Genomic DNA, 15,196 nt, shown 5'->3' on the forward strand with positions numbered 1-15,196 from the left:
GGAGGTTGGAGAGATCATGTATCAGCTCGATCAATTTACGGAAAAAGCTCAGGAAGCTGCAATGCGCACCCATGAAATAATTCAGCGCTTCGGCCACTCAATGGCCGATACCGAACATATGCTTTTAGCTTTGCTGGAGCAGGCCAATGGCACCGTCCCCATGCTCCTGGAGTCTATGGGAGTTGATCCCTATGAAATGAGGAATGAACTGGAAAAAATCCTCAGGGCCCTTCCCCAGGCTCCGGCCTTCTATGCCTCTTTTTCAACAAGCCAATTCTATATGACCCCTCGCCTCAAAAAAGTGATGGATCTGGCAAAAGAAGAAGCCCGCCGCATGGGGGACCAATACGTTTCCACCGAACATATATTCCTGGCTATCGCCAGCGAGAGCGGCTCCCATGCAGCCAGGCTTTTAGCCCGTTACCGCATCACAAAAGCCGATATATACGAAGCTATAAAAGAACTGCGCAAAGGTCAGAAGGTGCTGGATCCAGATATGGAAAGCCGATATAGAATCCTGGAGCGCTTCAGCCAAGACCTTGTCCAGATGGCTTTGGAGGGGAAACTCGACCCGGTCATAGGGCGCGAGGCGGAAATAATGCGGGTTATACAGGTCCTTTGCCGGCGCATAAAAAACAACCCGGTCCTCATAGGAAAGGCTGGCGTAGGCAAAACCGCCATCGTGGAAGGCCTCGCCCAGAAGATAGCAGCGGGAGAGGTCCCGGAAATCCTCCAGGGAACCAGAATCCTCTCCCTGGACCTAGGAGCCATGATTGCCGGGACCAAGCTCAGGGGAGAGTTTGAGGAGCGCCTCAAAGCCGCTATTAACGAAATCAAGAACTCTCAAGGAAAGATCATCCTCTTTATAGACGAAATCCACACCATCGTGGGGACAGGGGGAGCTTTAGGGGCGATGGATGCAGCCACCATCCTCAAACCTGCTTTGGCCAGGGGAGAACTTCGCTGTATCGGGACCACAACCCCAGATGACTACCGCAAATTTATTGAGAGAGACCCAGCTCTGGAGCGGCGTTTCGCCCCTGTTTACGTGGAGGAACCTTCCATTGAGGAAGCCATTGCAATGTTAAAAGGCCTCCGTTCCCGCTACGAAGAGCATCACAGGGTTGTTATCACCGACCAGGCCCTGGAAGCCGCCGTAAGGCTTTCCCACCGTTACGTAACTGACCGCTCCCTACCCGATAAGGCCGTTGACCTCATCGATGAAGCGGCAGCTAAGGTGCGGATTGCTACCCTTAACCTTCCTTCAGACCTCAAAGAGATTCAGAAGAAGATAAAAGAGCTCAAAGCCCAGGAAGAAGACGCCTTCTCCTCCGGGAACTTTGAGCGGCATGCTCGGATCAAAACCGAGAGGCTTCGTCTTGAGGAAGAATTCCGGCGCAGGCACGAAGCCTGGAGAAAGGAAGCCGGAATAGATGAGGTGGTGGATCAGGAGGACATAGCTGAGGTTGTATCCACCTGGACAGGTGTCCCGGTATACAACCTTATGGAAAGTGAGGCTCAGAAGCTTCTCCGGATGGAAGAATATCTCCATCAGCGCATAGTAGGACAGGAAGAGGCTATTGCTGCCGTCTCCGATGCTATAAGGAGAGCTCGCTCTGGCCTTAAGGACCCACGCCGCCCCATAGCCACCTTCATTTTCCTGGGGCCATCAGGAGTTGGCAAAACCGAATTGGCCAAAGCCTTGGCCTGGTTCCTTTTTGACGATGAAGATGCTCTTGTCCGCATTGACATGAGCGAATACCAGGAACGCCACACTGTCTCGCGTCTCATTGGCGCACCTCCTGGCTATGTGGGTTACGAAGAGGGAGGCCAGCTTACCGAAGCCGTCCGCCGTCGTCCCTACAGGGTCATCCTCTTTGACGAGGTGGAAAAGGCTCATCCTGACGTCTGGAACACCCTTCTCCAGGTTCTGGACGAAGGCCGTTTGACCGATGGTCATGGACGAACGGTGGATTTTCGCAATACAGTCATCATTATGACTTCCAACATCGGCACAAGGCACGCTTACCGCAGTGGAACCATAGGTTTCCTGCGCTCAGAAAACCTCACCCCTGAGGAGAAGGAGTTGCGGCGGGAGATAGAAGCTCACCTTAAGGCTACCTTCAGACCTGAATTCCTGAACCGGATTGACGAAATCATCGTCTTTCATGCCCTCACGAAAGAGCAGGTCAAACAGATCGTGGACCTTCAGCTTAAAGAGATAAACCAGAGGCTGAGGGATCAGGGGGTTAAACTGGAGCTGACGGAAAGAGCCAGAGATTGGCTTGCCGAAAAAGGCTATGATCCCAACTTTGGAGCGAGACCCCTTCGTCGGGCCATGCAGAAACTTGTGGAGAACCCGTTAGCCAAGAAGCTCCTAAAAGGCGATTTCAAGTTCGGTGACATAATCTTAGTGGACTTTGACGAGGATAAGGAGGAGCTGACTTTTGAGCGTAAGGGCGAGCTGAGCCTGGCCTCTGCCCCCGCTGAAGCTGCTGAAATTGAGAGGGGTAAATAAGCTAAAAACGAAAAGGGAGCTGGGTGTGAAAGGGTTAGTAAAATGCCCTTTGTGTGATGAGTTAGTAAGAGAGAATCTGCGCCAGCATGTCCTCTCTCTTCATGGAGAAGAAGGGTTTCGGCGTGCTATTTTGCTGGAGAAAGAGAGCGGGATGTCTGATGCTGAAATTGGTCGCCGTTATGGTATTTCTTTTGGCACTCTCCAGCAGCTTGTCACTCAGCTCTATGGAGTAAACCTCAGCGTTCTTCGCCCCCCAAAGCGTATAAAACGATGGTGCCCTCCTAATTTTCGCTTAGAAACTACCACTGTATGGAGTTTCAAGCAACGGGGCGATTGGGCCACTCACGATGGCCGCTATCGTGGAAACTGGTCCCCATATATACCACGAAATATCATTTTAAGGTATTCCCAACCAGGGGATCTCGTAATGGATTACTTTGTCGGCGGTGGGACAACTGCAGTAGAAGCAAAACTTCTTGGCCGTCGCTGTATTGCGCGAGACATAAATCCCCAAGCGATAGCTTTAACTTTGCAGAACCTTGAGTTTTCCCCTCCTCCTTCGCTTCTAAATGGGAAAACTATTTACGAACCGATTGTGGAAGTTGGAGATGCCCGAGATCTTTCCAGCATTCCGGATGAGAGTGTGGATCTGATTTGTGCTCATCCTCCCTATGCTGGGATCATCAAATACTCCAGTGGCGTTCCTGGGGACCTATCTGCTCTTCCACTTCCTAAGTTTTTGAAGGAAATGCAGCGGGTTGCGGAAGAGAGTCTACGAGTGCTAAAACCAGGTGGAAAATGTGCAATCTTGGTTGGCGATGCACGGAAGTCTAAACACGTTGTCCCTATCGGCTTTATGTTAATAAGGACCTTTCTGGATGTTGGCTTCAAGTTGAAAGAGCTCATCATCAAAAGGCAACATAATTGCAGAATGACAGGTTTCTGGTATGAAAGGAGCATCCATTACAATTTTCTGTTATTAGCTCATGAGTATCTTCCTGTTTTTGAGAAGCCCAGGGTTACCTTCGTTAAGGAACCGACTCCAGTTTGGGAGCAATCCTTAACCTACCGGATAATGTTGGAAAAAATTCGCCAGGTAAAGGCGGAACATTTAGAGACAACCACTGTATGGATTTTTCCAAGCGAACGCCAGGAGGAAGAAATTAAGCGCAATCTTAGCTGGAGATATGCCGGAAATAGAGAGGATTTTCTCAAAATTCAATTTAGCCCCTGTTGGGAACACGACAGCCTTCAATTACCACTTTGGAAAAACGATTTAATGCTGGTCCAAGGATTAGAAGAATGGGATGAAGGGAGCTTCGCAGGTTACAGAAAGGTGGTGAAAGAGCTTGCTCGGCAAGTCAATTGCGCTTATTTGGTCATAGAAGCGAAGGATTTCAGGAGACATAATGGTGAACTTGTCCCGGCCGCTTTGTTATTGTGGGAAGACTTGGAACCTCAAAAATCATTGGTTCTCAAAGAGATTATAATCGTTGTACCGGAGGAGCTTACCTCTGAGTTTAATGCAGCTGACTTAAGGATTGTGCATAAATACCTCCTGGTTTACGCGAGGAAGCGACCATGAATCCGCGAAACACTTCTACAGGGAAAGTGCTGGAAGCTCTGATTCTCCCTGCATTGGAGCAGGGAGGATACAAATACAGGAAACGTGCCTTTGTGGGCACACGTTTGGGTGGAGGTAAACATTTTGTAGATGTTTTAGCAGAAGATTCGGAAGGTAAAAAGTATCTCATTTCACTGAAGTGGCAACAAGTTCCCGGTACGGCTGAACAAAAAGTGCCTTTCGAGGTTTTGAGTTTGATTGATGCGATTCTTTCTTCGGGGGGAAAGTTCTACAAAGCATACCTGGTACTCGGTGGCCCTGGATGGCGTTTGCGAGAATTTTTCGTAAAAGGAGGGTTAAGCAAGTATTTGCGTTATGGTGAAAGATTTTATCGCCTTGGCTAACAGACAAAATTTGTGAGATAAGGAGAAGAAATGGCTGTTATCTTCCCTTTCACGGCTATCGTTGGGCAGGAAAAAATGAAACTGGCCCTTATCCTCAATGCCATAAACCCCCAGATAGGTGGGGTTCTGATAAGAGGGGAGAGGGGTACGGCTAAGTCTACTGCAGCCAGAGCCTTGGCCTATTTGCTCCCTGAAATCAAAGTTGTGGCTGATTGCCCCTTCAATTGCGATCCCGATAACTCCGAAAACATGTGTGATTTTTGCAAAGAAAGGGTAGCCAGAGGGGAAAAGCTCCCTGTTGCATGGCGGAAAACTCGCTTTGTGGACCTGCCCGTAAGCGCTACCGAAGATAGAGTTGTGGGAACTCTGGATATTGAGGCAGCTATAAAGCGTGGAGAACGCCGCTTCCAGCCTGGGGTCTTGGCTGCTGCTAACCGCGGTCTACTTTACGTGGACGAGGTAAATCTTCTGGATGATCACGTGGTGGATCTCCTCCTTGATTCCGCCGCCATGGGAGTCAATGTGGTGGAAAGAGAGGGCATATCTTTCTCTCATCCCGCCCGCTTTATCTTAGTAGGGACCATGAACCCTGAAGAGGGGGAGCTAAGGCCCCAGCTTTTAGACCGATTTGCCCTCTGCGTGGAGATAAAGGGCATAACGGATCCCGAGTTGAGGGTGGAAATCGTTAAAAGGGCTGTGGAATTTGAAAAGGATCCCGAAGGATTCAGGAAGAAATGGGAGCCCAGAGAGAAGCGTTTATCCCAGGAAATAGCCAGGGCGCGGGAGCTCCTGCCCCATGTCACTTACACTGAAACCGACCTTTACACTATCGCCAGGCTTACCTCCTCCTTTCAGGTGGATGGACACCGCGCTGATATAGTAATCCTTAAGACGGCCATAGCCCACGCCGCCTTCCGGGGACGCTCCCAGATCACCGATGAAGATATACTGATCGCTGCTGAGCTGGCACTGCCCCATCGCTTGCGCAAGCATCCCTTCCAGGAAGGTGGCATTACTTCTGAAGAGCTTGGGGCTGCCCTCAAAGAACTCTCTCAAGAATTACTCCTTCTCCGCAATGGGGGAGGCGATGAGGAATCAGAAGGGGGTAGAAAAACCGAGCCAAAGGAAGAGCAGGGCGAAGGGGAAGGCCAGGTCCCTTCACAGCCCACAGGCCAGCTCCTGAAAGGATACAAAACCGAACCTCTTGGCTTAAAAGCTCGCTCCCCTGACAACCCCGTTCCCGTGGGCGAAACTTTCAAACCCAAGCTATTAAGCACTCCACTGGATAGAATAACCCGGAAGATAGCAGGCAAACGCAGTTACACCATTACCACCCGTAAGCGGGGTCGGTATATCCGCAGTCTTCCTGCTGAAACTCCAACCATGGATATAGCTTTTGATGCGACCGTCCGTTATGCTGCTCCTTATCAACTTTCTCGACCCAGAGGGGAAACGGCCATAACCCTTACCCTTTCAGATTTGAGGAAAAAAGTCAGGGTGCGCAGGGCTTCGAACCTCGTCCTTTTCGTGGTGGATGCCAGCTGGTCCATGGCCGCTTCCGAGAGGATGAAGGCGGCTAAAGGAGCTGTGATGTCTCTCCTGCAGGATGCGTACAGGCGTCGGGATATGGTGGGCCTTATTGTATTCCAAAAACAGGAGGCAAGGGTTGTCCTTCCTCCTACCACCAGCATTGATTTAGCTCAGCGTGCTTTAAAGGATATACCAGTTGGAGGTAAAACTCCCCTATCCAGTGGATTGTACCTTGCCCGTAAGGTTCTGAAAATAGAAAGGCTAAAGCATCCGGAACTGCGTCCGCTTCTGGTTCTGCTAACCGATGGAGCAGCCAACGTCTCCATGGGCACGATGCATCCTCATAAAGAAGCTCTTAAAATTGCTGAGGCCATTCGACGGGATGGAGTCCATTCTGTTGTCATAAACCTGGAATTTCAAGCCTTTGACCGTGGACTTGCTCGGGAATTAGCCGATGCCCTGGGGGGGCCCTGTTACAGGCTAAAAGATTTAGGAGCCAGAGAATTATACGAGGCAGTCAAGGAAGCCCTTGGGGATTAGATTTTACGCTGATTTAGCCCTCCTGATAGTTACAGCCATATGGGGATCCACTTTTATTGTGGTAAAAGAGGCTATTTCCTGTTACCCCACCTTCTCTTTCCTTTCCCTCCGGTTTTTCCTGGCGGTCCTTTCATTTTTACCTCTGCTTCTGGGGAGCAAAAACCCCTTCAAAGCAGAAGAGTTCAAGGCTGGATTTCTAGTCGGGCTGTTCCTTTTCGCCGGTTATGCCTTCCAAACCATGGGGCTCAGGTTCACTACAGCCAGTAAAGCTGGTTTCATCACAGGTCTTTCAGTCGTAATAGTTCCAATTCTTTCTGCTTTGTTTTTGAGCCAGAGTCCCCCTGGGAGAGTATGGTTGGGCGCAGGCTTAGCAGCCCTCGGGCTTGCTTTTCTCTCCCTCAGGGGTAGTCTCATCCCTTCCTATGGCGACCTTCTGGTGCTGGTCTGTGCGGTAGCTTACGCAGCCCAGATCGTAGCTCTGGGCAAGTTTGCACCACGGATGCGGCTTTTCCCCCTGACGTTTGCTCAGCTTTTAACAGTAATGTTCATGAGCACAATTTTCGCTTTAATCTTTGAAAGGCCGATTCAAATCCCAACCTCAAAAGTAATAGGAGCTGCCCTTTTCACCGGGATTCCAGCTACTTCTCTGGCCTTTGGGGTCCAAACTTTCGCTCAGAGGTATACTTCTCCATCTCATGCTGCCCTTATTTTTTCCGCCGAGCCCGTTTTTGCCGCCTTATTTGCTTTTTTAATAGCCGGCGAGGTCCTTGGAACCAGGGAACTTTTGGGTTGTCTTCTAATCTTGGGGGCCATGCTTTTAGCTGAAATGTAGGCCCAACTTTCGTTCTTCAGCAGGTTGAGTTATTTTTCGCGTAAAGTTTGACCGAGGCCTTTTCCAGAGTATAATAAGGCGAAGGGATTGCCTGTGCACGAAAGGAGGCGAAATGCTTAAACTTTTCCCCAGTCCGCGGGGGGGTCTTGAAATCCCCCAGGAGTTAAGAAGGCGATATGGTTTGGAGAATGGTACTGGTTTTCTGGCCGAGGTAACGGATATAGGTATTGTGCTGCATCCTCTGGTTCCGAACATTAGAAAAATTTACGTGGAGATAACTACCAGGTGCAATCTCAATTGCCGCACCTGTGTCCGCAACTTATGGACTGATCCGACGGAGGATATGGACCCAGCTACTTTTGAACGCCTGGTAACTCAACTTAAAGATTTGCCCGAGCTTAGCGAAGTTTTCTTCGGAGGATATGGGGAGCCCCTTTCCCATCCCCAGTTCCTTGAGTTTGTAGCGGCTCTAAAAGAGCTCAAGCTCAGGGTGGGCGTAAGCACTAACGGGACTCTCCTGGATGAAGCTATGGCTGAGGGTTTAGTGCGCCTCGGAGTGGATTCCATCATGGTCTCCATTGATGGAGTGAACCCGGAAACTTTCGCTGACATAAGGCAGGGGGCAGAACTTAAAGCTGTGCTGGATAACATTTCCAGGCTCAATGCCGTAAAAGAGAAAATGCGCTCCCCCCTCCCACGGATAGGGATTGAATTTGTTGCTCTCAAAAGCAACGCAGCTGAGCTTCCGCTCCTTCCAGGGCTGGCCCGTAGGCTTGGCGTTGCCAGGGTACTCGTAACCCATCTCCTTCCTCATACTCCCGAAATGGCGGCTGAGATCCTATATGACCGAAATGAAATTCCCCCCTTTCCCTCATTTCCAGGGTGGCCTTTCAGAAGCGGGGACTGGCTCCTCTGGGGAGTGATGGAATTGCCCAGGATGAGCTGGGGGGCTGAAAGGCGTTGCCGTTTCATGGCCTCCAGTGCCCTGGTGGTAGGCTGGGATGGAAGTGTGAGCCCATGCTATGCGCTCTCTCACTCTTACCCTTACTATATCTTCGGAAGGCGTAAGGAAGTAAAACGCTATACCTTCGGGAACATAAACCAGAAGCACCTGATTGAAATATGGACTTCTGAGGATTATGTCCGCTTCCGCGCTGAGGTCAAACGCTTCCATTTCCCCTCGTGTGTGGATTGTTACCTAAGGGACACCTGTGATATAACAGCTTCCAACAACGGGTGTTGGGGCTGGTCTCCCTCCTGCGCCGATTGCCTCTGGGCTCAGGATATAATCCGTTGCCCGTAAAAGGTGTGGGGATAATTTTCCCTTTAAACCAGAAACTGGGCGAAGGAGACGCTCTCTGCCCGATGATGATTTATTGGCGTAAGACCTCAAAAAAGTTGCTATGAACGTTAATTTCCGTTAAAATTTTGAAAGCTGAAGTTGTTTTGCAAAGAGGAAGGCTCATGGAAAAGGGTGAAAGGCTTGGGAAGATAGAGATAACGCCTGAGGCTTTGATAGAGTTCATCTCCCTCACAGCCCTGGAATGTTACGGCATTGTCGGCCTGGTGAGAAAAACCCCGTGGTCTGGAAGTTACCTTCATCCGGGAGTAGAGATAAGCTGGGCTGGGCCAGAACTAATCGTTAACCTTTATGTAATCATGGAATATGGGGTTCGTATAACTGAGGTTGCCCACAACCTCAAAGAAAGGGTAAAATACGCCGTAGAGAAAAACCTGGGGATACCCGTCGCTCAGGTCAATGTGTACGTTCAAGACCTCAGAATAGACATTTAACAATCGGGAGGTTCTGGAGGTGAACGGGGTAGAAAACCTGGCCTGGGATGGTATAACTCTTAAGAACATGTTCAAAACAGCTACTGCGTGGCTTGAGCGCCACGTTAATTTTATAAATGCCCTTAACGTTTACCCTGTCCCTGATGGTGATACCGGAACCAATATGTTTTTAACGATGCAGGCCTGTGTGAGGGAGATCGAAGGGGTAAGGGAGAACTCCGCCTGGATGGTGGCCCAAAAAGCTGCTTATGGAGCTCTGATGGGGGCCAGAGGTAACTCTGGCGTTATTCTCTCCCAGATATGGAGGGGATTTGCCAAAGCTCTTGACAAAAAAGATGTTATAAAGGTGCAGGATTTGGCTGAAGCTTTGAGCGAAGCTTCTGCTACAGCTTACAAGGGCGTTATAAAGCCTGTGGAAGGCACTATCCTTACCGTCATAAGAGAAATAGCCGAGACCATGCAAGCCATCAAGCACCAGACGGATGACCTTAAAGTTGCTCTGGAGCATTTAGTGGAAGCAGCAAAGGCAGCGGTGGCTAAAACTCCTTCTCTCCTCCCCATTTTGAGGGAGGCAGGAGTAGTGGATGCTGGAGGGCAAGGACTGTTGGTCATAATGGAGGGTTTTTTAAAATACCTGCGAGGTGAAAAATTGGAAGAAAAAATTGTTCCTGAAAGGGCCGAAATAAGAGCTGAAGTTCTGGAAGGCGAATATGGTTATGACGTCCAGTTCATAATAAAGGGCCAGAATCTGGACGTGGAAGAAATAAGGAGAACCCTTTCCACCATGGGCGATTCCGTCCTGGTAGTTGGGGACTCTACCACGGTAAAGGTGCACCTCCATACCAACGAACCGGGTACTCCCCTGAATTATGGCATAAAGTGGGGTGCGTTGGTGGACATTGTAGTTGAAAACATGCAGGAACAATATCGAGAATTCATTGTGAGCCGGGAAGCCCAACCTGCTCCCCCCAGGCCCGTTAAGAGGATAGCCGTGGTAGCCGTGGTCCCCGGGAAAGGCCTGGCCGAAGTCTTCAAAAGCCTTTCCACCGATGCCATTGTTTCCGGTGGCCAGACGATGAACCCAAGTATAGAAGAAATCCTTCAAGCTCTCAATTCTCTGGAAGCTGAAGAAATTATAGTCCTTCCCAACAACCCCAACGTGATCCTTACCGCCCAGCAGGCGGCAGAGCTCTCTTCAAAGAAAGTGAAAGTTATCCCTTCTCGCTCAATCCCCCAGGGGATAAGTGCTCTCCTTTCCTTCAACCCCGAACTGACTCTTGAGGAAAATGCAGAGGCCATGGCTGAGGCCATGAAGTACGTGCGCACTGGAGAGGTTACCACCGCTATCCGTTCTTCCCAGGTGGAAGGGATAAGGGTTTCTGAGGGGCAATTCATAGGACTTCTTGACGGTAAGCTCTCGGCGGCGGGGGAAACCCCTGAGGAAACCGTTTTTGAACTTCTGGAAAAAATGGAAGTTCAAAAAGGCGAGGTCCTTACCCTTTACTATGGTGCAGATGTCAGGGAAGAAGAGGCTTGCGCTCTGGCCAATAGAATCCGGGAGGCTTTCCCCCACCTAAACGTGGAAACCATATGGGGTGGCCAGCCTTATTACCATTACATCATTTCGCTGGAGTAAAAGGGAATGGTGAAGATTGTGACCGACAGCGGCGCTGTCTTTGAGGATGAAGCTGAGGTTAAAAAGCTCGGTATCACGGTAGTGCCTCTGCGCATAGAACTTAAGGACAAAATCTACAGAGAAGGTGTGGATATTGATAGCGAAGGATTGGCCCGGGAAATAGCCCGCACCAGATCCATCCCCACCTCTCTTCCTCCAACCCGTGACCATATGGAAAAGGTTTACCAGAAAATAATAAAGGAAGAGGGGGATGAAATCGTCGGCATTTACACTTCCAGCTACATAAACCCTGTGGCTTCAGTAGCCAGGGAAGCCAGCATCCCTTTTCTGGGGAGAGCTCGCATCACTATTATTGACTCTGAAGTTTCCTCCTACGCTTTAGGTCTTATGGTCAGGGAGGCAGCCAAGGCAGCTCAAAAGGGTCGCTCAATGGACGCCATCGTCCGGCTTGTCCGGGGCATGATACCTTATATGTATATAGCCTCCTTTTCCCAAGACCTGAAATTCCTGCGGCACAAAAAAATCATAAGCCCATCCCAGGCTATCCTGGGGACAATGATGGGGATCAAGGTTTTCCTCATAGTGGAAGACGGCAAGTTTGTCCCTCTAGAGAAGGTGCAAACCGAGGAGGAGATGGCTGAGAAGCTTGTGGAGTTCACAGCGGAGTTTGTCAATATAAAGAGGCTGGCAATGCTCAAAAACGATTTGAACGAGGTGGTCAACGCTTTTCTGGAAAAATTCTCAAGCCTTTCCTTCAAAGTGAAGCCCACAATTCTGCCCCTTAACCCTTCCATGATCTGTTACCTGGGGCCTAAAGCCATAAGCCTGATAATTCAGGAGGGAGGCTCCTAAGGTGAAGGGGAAACAGTTTGAAACCCTGGAAAAGATTTTAAGGCAGGAAGCCAGACTTGGATACAAAGATAAAGCAGTACTGGGAGGGTTTCGAAAATTAGCAGCAATCTGGGGTGATGCAGCCCTTAAGGAAGCCGGTACAGAGCAGGAAAGAGCCCGGATTAAAGAGATTGTATCTTTCCTTTCCCGCTATTCTTCCCTCACCTCCCCTGAAGAGAGAAAAGCTCTGTTGGAAAAGATCCATGACCTCATAACGAGCCCAATACTTCCTGCTCCTGAACCAGTTTCTACTCCAAAACCTCAGCCCAGGCCCCCGGAGGAAAAATTTGTGGAAGCTCCTTCGAAAAAAGGCCTGGGTTTGGATTCGCCGGTGATAAGGCTCAGCGGGGTTGGCCCCCGAAACGCTGAGCGTCTCAAGAAGCTGGGGGTTCGCACCATAAGGGATCTCCTTTACCTGTTCCCGAGGCGCTACGTGGATTACAGTAACATAAAGACCATAAATCGCCTACGCTACGGAGAAGAAGTCACCATCATAGGGAACGTATGGGATGTTAGCATAAGGGAAGCTAAAAGTGGCCTTACTGTGGTCTCATGCCTTTTAGCCGATGGCACGGGAGTAATTGAGATAAGTTGGTTCAACCAGCCACACATTGCTCAGCAGCTTAAACCTGGGAAGCAGATAGTCGTGAGCGGCCGTGTGGATGAATTCATGGGCCGGCTCACTATGACCTCCCCGGAATGGGAGCTTCTGGACAAAGAACTGGTAAGCACCGGGCGCATAGTCCCTATATACCCCTTAACCAAAGGCCTCAGCCCCCGCTGGCTCCGCCGGGTCATGCTTAAAACCACAAAATACTGGGCTGAAAAGGTCCCGGACCCATTACCGGCAAGGATAAGGGAGGAAAGGAAACTTCTGGATCTGGGAGCCTCTCTGGTTCAAATCCACTTTCCCGAAAGCCAGGAACTCCTCAGGGAAGCTCGGCGGCGCCTGGCCTTTGACGAATTGCTCTTTCTGCAATTGGGGGTAATGCGGCAGAAATTCGCCTGGCAGAGCAATCCTGGCCGTGCTATAAGGGTAAACGCTGGCTTTTTGGAGCATGTAATTTCTTCCCTTCCTTTTGAGCTTACTAGTGCCCAGCGCAGAGCTCTTCGGGAAATCTTGGAAGACCTGGCCAGTGATAGGCCTATGAGCCGATTGCTTCAGGGAGAAGTTGGCTCCGGTAAGACGGTGGTGGCTTTTATAGCCATGTTGGTGGCGGTGGCTGCCGGGTATCAGGCAGCTATGATGGCTCCTACGGAGATTCTGGCTGAGCAGCATTACCACACCATAACAACTCTCCTGGAAAATATGGCCCTTAAGCACCCGGTTACTAAGGAGCCTTTCTCCCCTAGAGTTCGCCTTCTCATTGGCAGCACGAAACCCTCTGAGAAGAAAAGCATTCAGGAAGGCCTTGCCTCCGGCGAGGTGGACATAGTGGTAGGCACCCACACCCTGATACAGGAAGGAGTTCAATTTGCCAATTTAGCCCTGGCTGTAATAGACGAGCAGCATCGTTTTGGGGTGCGTCAGAGGGCTTCTCTACGCCAGAAGGGGTTCTTCCCCCACGTTCTGGTAATGAGTGCTACTCCTATCCCCAGGACCCTGGCCCTCACCGTGTATGGCGACTTGGATATTTCTGTGTTGGACGAAATGCCGCCTGGAAGACAGGGGGTTAAAACATACCTTTTAACGCCTCTGGAGCGGGAAAGGGCCTACAGGTTCATCCGGAGTCAGATAGAGAAAGGCCGACAGGCTTTTATCATTTACCCAATAATAGAGGAATCTGAGAGTGTGGATGCGCCCTCAGCCGTGGCCGAATACGAGCGATTAAAGAGAGAAATTTTTCCTGACCTCAAGCTTGGCCTGCTCCATGGTCGCATGAAGAGTGAGGAAAAAGAGAAAGTAATGGAAGCTTTCCGGCAGGGCGAAATCCAGATTCTCGTCTCCACGGCCGTGGTGGAAGTGGGTGTGGATATTCCCAACGCTACGGTTATGATGGTGGAGGGAGCCCATCGGTTTGGGCTGGCCCAGCTCCACCAGTTCCGGGGCAGAGTGGGGAGGGGAAGCGAGCCGGGTTATTGTATCCTGGTAGCTGATTCTGAATCTCCTGAAGCCTTTGAACGCCTCAAGATCGTTGAAACCCTTCAGGACGGCTTCCAGTTGGCAGAAAAGGATCTGGAAATGCGAGGGCCGGGCGAGTTCCTGGGCACAAAGCAGAGCGGCCTTCCGGAGCTTAAGTTAGCTCGCCTCACTGATCTTAATATGCTGAACGAGGCCAGGGAAGTGGCCTTGGAAATATTCAAAGAGGATCCGGAGCTCTCCAAGCCCGAGTTCCGCCTCCTCAAAGAAGCTGTTGATAGGCTATGGCAGCCTGGGGTCGTGGATATAACTTAGTGCCCGCATTTCCCGAAGGAGGGAAGTATGACAATAGCTGTATACCCGGGGACTTTTGATCCAATCCACAACGGCCACATAGATATAGCCACCAGGGCTTCAAGGCTCTTTGATAAACTTATTGTGGCTGTTTACGAAAGGCCGGGGAAAAATGTTCTTTTCTCTGTGGAGGAGCGGGTGGAGATGGCTCGCAAGGCTTTTGAGGGCAATCCTAAGATAGATGTGGAAAGCTATAATATCCTTACGGTGGAATTTGCTCGCTCCAGAGGAGCAAAGGTCATAGTTCGCGGCCTCAGGGTTATATCCGACTTTGAACTTGAATTTCAGATGGCTCTCATCAATAAAAAATTGGCTCCTGAAATAGAATTTCTCTGTCTCATGACCAGTCAGGAGTACGCTTTTCTGAGCTCCAGTACCGTTAAAGAAATAGCGGCTCTCGGCGGGTGCTTGGACTCGATGGTTCCTCCGCATGTGAAAGAGGCGTTGCTTTACAAACTGAAAGAAATTCGTTCAGGGATAACTCTTGTCTCGCTTCGGGACTAAGGGGAAAGCCGTGGAATCGCTTTTCCTGATAGATCGTCTGGAAAGCCTGGTGCAAAAGGGGTTCAAGTTGCCCTTTACCCCTCTTGTAGTCCTGAATGAGGATGAAATCTTAGGCATTATTGACAGGCTTCGTCTTTCCCTTCCCCAGGAAATAGAGGAAGCCAGGCACATAGTGGAAGAAAGGAACACGATCCTTGCTGGCGCTCAGGAAGAAGCTGAGAAAATCCTAAGCAGGGCCCGGGAAAGAGCCTTGGAGATCCTGAGCGAGCATGAGATTATAAAGAGGGCTGAAGCCAGAGCCAGGACCATTGAAGAAAAGGCTCTTAAAAGGGCTCAGGAACTCACCCAGAGTGCGGATCAATATGCTCTGGAAGTGCTTCAGGATCTGGAAGCAAAGCTTTTAGAGTTCCTGAAAGTAGTCCAGAACGGGATAAAAGAGCTCCGGAGCAAATGAGTTCTTGTTCCACTATAAACTTCGATAAAATTTCACATGATTGAATGCGGGGGCACATCCCCCAGGCCCCCTGCCAGGGGGCTTTCGCCCCCTGG

The 15,196-nt window shown here is 50.3% G+C and carries 12 protein-coding genes; all 12 read left to right on the forward strand.

Annotation, left to right across the window (positions count from 1 at the left end):
- Positions 1 to 16 precede the first annotated feature (16 nt).
- The 12 genes from NZ653_05560 to NZ653_05615 all read left to right on the forward strand — a co-directional run bounded on the left by NZ653_05560 (position 17) and on the right by NZ653_05615 (position 15,101).
- A complete protein-coding gene (locus tag NZ653_05560) occupies positions 17 to 2,518 on the forward strand; it encodes an AAA family ATPase (GenBank protein ID MCS7286582.1) in 2,502 nt (833 codons plus the stop codon).
- Positions 2,519 to 2,780: 262 nt separating this feature from the next.
- On the forward strand, positions 2,781 to 4,103 hold the full coding sequence (locus tag NZ653_05565) for a DNA methyltransferase (protein MCS7286583.1): 1,323 nt from the start codon (positions 2,781 to 2,783) through the stop codon (positions 4,101 to 4,103).
- Positions 4,100 to 4,486 carry a hypothetical protein gene (locus NZ653_05570; GenBank protein ID MCS7286584.1) on the forward strand — a complete coding sequence of 129 codons (387 nt, stop codon included), beginning with the start codon at positions 4,100 to 4,102 and terminating at the stop codon, positions 4,484 to 4,486. The genes NZ653_05565 and NZ653_05570 overlap by 4 nt, the downstream gene beginning before the upstream one ends.
- Positions 4,487 to 4,516: 30 nt before the next feature.
- Positions 4,517 to 6,556 (forward strand): putative cobaltochelatase, encoded by a 2,040-nt coding sequence (locus NZ653_05575; protein MCS7286585.1) that lies wholly within the window; start codon positions 4,517 to 4,519, stop codon positions 6,554 to 6,556.
- Positions 6,546 to 7,388 (forward strand): DMT family transporter, encoded by an 843-nt coding sequence (locus NZ653_05580; GenBank protein ID MCS7286586.1) that lies wholly within the window; start codon positions 6,546 to 6,548, stop codon positions 7,386 to 7,388. The genes NZ653_05575 and NZ653_05580 overlap by 11 nt, the downstream gene beginning before the upstream one ends.
- Before the next feature lie 112 nt (positions 7,389 to 7,500).
- The gene (locus NZ653_05585; GenBank protein ID MCS7286587.1) at positions 7,501 to 8,691 is read left to right on the forward strand and encodes a tungsten cofactor oxidoreductase radical SAM maturase; all 1,191 of its coding nucleotides are present in this window, start codon (positions 7,501 to 7,503) and stop codon (positions 8,689 to 8,691) included.
- Positions 8,692 to 8,816: 125 nt separating this feature from the next.
- Entirely contained in the window at positions 8,817 to 9,182 is a 366-nt protein-coding gene (locus NZ653_05590; GenBank protein ID MCS7286588.1) for an Asp23/Gls24 family envelope stress response protein, read from the forward strand.
- Positions 9,183 to 9,201: 19 nt separating this feature from the next.
- A complete protein-coding gene (locus NZ653_05595) occupies positions 9,202 to 10,818 on the forward strand; it encodes a DAK2 domain-containing protein (GenBank protein MCS7286589.1) in 1,617 nt (538 codons plus the stop codon).
- A gap of 6 nt (positions 10,819 to 10,824) precedes the next feature.
- Positions 10,825 to 11,670: a DegV family protein gene (locus NZ653_05600; GenBank protein MCS7286590.1), complete on the forward strand. Its 846-nt coding sequence runs from the start codon at positions 10,825 to 10,827 to the stop codon at positions 11,668 to 11,670.
- Position 11,671: 1 nt separating this feature from the next.
- A complete protein-coding gene (gene recG, locus NZ653_05605) occupies positions 11,672 to 14,104 on the forward strand; it encodes an ATP-dependent DNA helicase RecG (protein MCS7286591.1) in 2,433 nt (810 codons plus the stop codon).
- A gap of 27 nt (positions 14,105 to 14,131) precedes the next feature.
- On the forward strand, positions 14,132 to 14,647 hold the full coding sequence (gene coaD, locus NZ653_05610) for a pantetheine-phosphate adenylyltransferase (protein ID MCS7286592.1): 516 nt from the start codon (positions 14,132 to 14,134) through the stop codon (positions 14,645 to 14,647).
- A 10-nt stretch (positions 14,648 to 14,657) separates the two neighbouring features.
- Entirely contained in the window at positions 14,658 to 15,101 is a 444-nt protein-coding gene (locus NZ653_05615; GenBank protein ID MCS7286593.1) for an ATPase, read from the forward strand.
- Positions 15,102 to 15,196: the final 95 nt, after the last annotated feature.

It is taken from the genome of Anaerolineae bacterium (genome assembly GCA_025062375.1).
Taxonomy (GTDB): Bacteria; Chloroflexota; Anaerolineae; order SpSt-600; family SpSt-600; genus SpSt-600.

Bases quoted from the DNA above. Each gene is read 5' to 3' on its own strand.
- coaD (MCS7286592.1), top strand. From the start codon at position 14,132: ATGACAATAGCTGTATACCCGGGGACTTTTGATCCAATCCACAACGGC.
- NZ653_05560 (MCS7286582.1), top strand. From the start codon at position 17: ATGTATCAGCTCGATCAATTTACGGAAAAAGCTCAGGAAGCTGCAATG.
- NZ653_05600 (MCS7286590.1), top strand. From the start codon at position 10,825: ATGGTGAAGATTGTGACCGACAGCGGCGCTGTCTTTGAGGATGAAGCT.
- NZ653_05570 (MCS7286584.1), top strand. From the start codon at position 4,100: ATGAATCCGCGAAACACTTCTACAGGGAAAGTGCTGGAAGCTCTGATT.
- NZ653_05585 (MCS7286587.1), top strand. From the start codon at position 7,501: ATGCTTAAACTTTTCCCCAGTCCGCGGGGGGGTCTTGAAATCCCCCAG.
- NZ653_05575 (MCS7286585.1), top strand. From the start codon at position 4,517: ATGGCTGTTATCTTCCCTTTCACGGCTATCGTTGGGCAGGAAAAAATG.